The organism is Streptomyces sparsus, from assembly GCF_054776295.1.
The window spans coordinates 1-2,808 of record NZ_BAAHCA010000651.1 but is presented as its reverse complement, the minus strand read 5'-3'; the positions used below and the strand labels follow the sequence as shown (position 1 = coordinate 2,808).

Annotated in this window: 3 protein-coding genes and 1 pseudogene; 1 reads left to right on the top strand and 3 read right to left on the bottom strand. The window is 72.3% G+C overall.

Annotated elements, in window-relative coordinates:
* From ACYVE9_RS21665 to ACYVE9_RS21655, 3 genes and pseudogenes are all read right to left on the bottom strand, one after another.
* Positions 1-183: pseudogene (locus ACYVE9_RS21665) on the bottom strand (hypothetical protein); the annotation flags it as partial.
* A gap of 123 nt (positions 184-306) precedes the next feature.
* Positions 307-1,329: a LacI family DNA-binding transcriptional regulator gene (locus ACYVE9_RS21660; RefSeq protein WP_461029560.1), complete on the bottom strand. Its 1,023-nt coding sequence runs from the start codon at positions 1,327-1,329 to the stop codon at positions 307-309.
* Between the two features lie 103 nt (positions 1,330-1,432).
* Complete coding sequence (locus tag ACYVE9_RS21655) at positions 1,433-2,224, bottom strand: winged helix-turn-helix transcriptional regulator (RefSeq protein WP_461029559.1); 792 nt, start codon at positions 2,222-2,224, stop codon at positions 1,433-1,435.
* Between the two features lie 291 nt (positions 2,225-2,515).
* Between ACYVE9_RS21655 and ACYVE9_RS21650 the strand changes: the two genes are divergently transcribed.
* Positions 2,516-2,785, top strand: a complete 270-nt coding sequence (locus ACYVE9_RS21650; RefSeq protein WP_461029558.1) for a MoaD/ThiS family protein — start codon at positions 2,516-2,518, stop codon at positions 2,783-2,785.
* The last annotated feature ends 23 nt before the right edge of the window (positions 2,786-2,808 follow it).

Here is a 2,808-nt window from a genome sequence, read left to right as displayed (position 1 = left end):
GCCCACGGGCGGCAGCGGGGTGGTCGCGGACGGGTCGTGCGGGGCCGGCGGCTGCGGCGCGTCATGAGTGGCACCGTGCGCGGCGGGATGGGTCGAGGGCAGGTAGGCGGGACGCGGTGGGATGCCCGGGCCGGAAGCGGGGCCGGGGACGGGCGGGACCGAGGACGAGGTGTGATCGCTCATACAGGCACTGTCGGCCGCGCGGATGAGAACTCTCTGAGTGCCCGCTGAGAGCAGTGCCGCAAAAATCCGCCGGCCGCCTCCCGGTGGCCGGCGCGCGGAGCGTCCGGCAGGCAGCCGTCCGGGTCAGCCGCAGCCGCAGGAGCGGCGGACGACGAGGGCGGAGGGGAACTGCTTCAGCCGCTCGCGGCGGCTGCCGGCCACCCGCAGCCCGTCGTCGAGCACCAGGTCGACGGCGGCCCGGGCCATCGCCGGCCGGTCGGAGGAGACGGTGGTCAGCGGCGGTTCGGTCAGCGCGGCTTCCTTCACGTCGTCGAAGCCGGCCACGGCCAGCTCCCCCGGCACGTCCACGCGCAGCTCGCGGGCCGCCCGCAGCACGCCGATGGCCTGGTCGTCGGTGGCGCAGATGATCGCCGGCGGCCGGTCCGGGCCGGCCAGCAGGCTCAGTCCCACCTGGTAGGCGTCGTAGCGGTTGTAGGGGGCCTGGAAGAGACGGCCCTCGGTGGAGCGGCCGGCCTCCTGCATGGCCCGGCGCCAGCCGCGGACGTGGTCGGTCACCGGGTCGCCGATGACCGGCGTGGACTCCACACCGCCCAGGCAGGCGACGTACGGATGGCCGTGCTCCAGCAGGTGGCGGGTGGCGAGCTGCGCGCCGCCGACGTCGTCGGTGACGACGGCCACGTCGTCGATCGCGTCGGGGCGGCGGTGCAGCAGCACCACCCGGGCGTCCCAGGCGTCGATCTCCGCGGCGGCGTGCTCGCTCGGGCCCTGGCTGACCAGGATGAGGCCGGCGACCCGCATGCCGAGGAACGCGCGCAGGTAGTGCACCTCACGCTCGTCGAGATAGTCGGAGTTGCCGACCAGGACCATCTTTCCGCGCTCGGCGGCGGCCTTCTCGACGGCGTGGGCCATCTCGCCGAAGAACGGCTGCCGGGCGTCGGGAATGATCATCCCTATGAGATCGGTGCGCCGCGAGGCCATCGCCTGCGCCACCCGGTCCGGCCGGTAGCTCAGCTCCTTGATCGCGGCGAGCACCCGCTCCCGGGTCGCCGGGGCGACCGGCCGCGGACCGTTGTTGATCACATAACTGACCACCGCGGTCGACGTACCCGCCAGCCTTGCCACATCGTCCCGCGTCACCTTCGCCACGGGCGGCAGTCTACGCGGGGTGACCCGCCGAACCGCACCCGTTGATCGGACAGTATTTACGGGTTTCCGGCTGTTGCCGACGCGGTGCGGTCCGACCGGTGGGTCAGCTGTGCAGCGGCTTGCGGACCACGCCTTCGGCGGCTTCCTGGGCGACCTTCGCGGCGGCCTCGGTGACGGCCTTCGCCTGCGCGCTGGCCTCCTTCTCCTCCGCGGACTTCTCCGGCTTCTCCGGGCTCACGAAGCGGTAGCCGACGTTGCGCACGGTACCGATCAGCGACTCGTGCTCCGGGCCGAGCTTGGCCCGCAGCCGCCGCACGTGCACGTCGACCGTGCGGGTGCCGCCGAAGTAGTCGTAGCCCCACACCTCCTGGAGCAGCTGGGCACGGGTGAACACTCGCCCGGGGTGCTGCGCGAGGTACTTCAGCAGCTCGAACTCCTTGAAGGTCAGGTCGAGCACCCGGCCCTTGAGCTTGGCGCTGTAGGTGGCCTCGTCGACGGAGAGGTCGCCGTTGCGGATCTCCATCGGGCTGTCGTCGACGGACAGCTGCTGCCGGCCGGTGGCCAGCCGCAGCCGGGCCTCCACCTCGGCCGGTCCCGCGGTGTCCAGGAGGACGTCGTCCACCCCCCAGTCCGCGGTGACGGCCGCCAGGCCGCCCTCGGTCACGATCAGCATCAGCGGGCAGCCCGGCCCGGTCGAGCGCAGCAGCTGGCACAGCGAGCGGACCTGCGGGAGGTCACGTCGGCCGTCGATCATGATGACGTCCGCGCCCGGCGTGTTGACGAGTGCCGGTCCTTCAGCCGGGGCGACCCGGACGTTGTGCAGGAGCAGCCCGAGAGCTGGCAGAACTTCGGTGGACGGCTGGAGTGCGTTGGTCAGGAGGAGTAGCGAGCTCATGACGGCGAGTTCCTTCCTCGGTCCCATCGAGGACTCATGGCGGCACTGCTTCTGGACGCTGCCTGAAAGCGCAAAAGGACCCGGGGGCGGCGCTGCCCGGATCCTTCGTTCCGAGAAGAATAGCCCACCAGGCCGATCCCGCCAGGGAGAGACGGCTCACGCCAGGCCGCGAGAGCCCGCACATCACGTGCTTCACCTGGGGTTTCGTCAACAGGGGGCGCACTGGCGCACATCTCGGCATGCGGACGGTCCATGATGGGTGGCGGCACTTCACACGGCTGGGAGACATCAATGCCCGTACAGGGGACGATCCGCTACTGGGCGGCGGCGAAGGCCGCCCCCGGGGTCGCGGAGGAGACCTACGACGCCGGCACCCTCGACGAGGCGCTCGAGGAGGCCCGGCAGCGGCACACCGCCCGGCCCGAGTTCGCCCGCGTCCTGCGGCGCTGCTCCTTCCTCGTGGACGGCGACCCCGTCGGCACCCGCTCCCACGGTTCCGTCGCCCTGACCGAGGGCGGCACCGTCGAGGTGCTCCCGCCGTTCGCCGGCGGTGCCCGATGAACCCCGTGGAAGGGCCCGCCGGC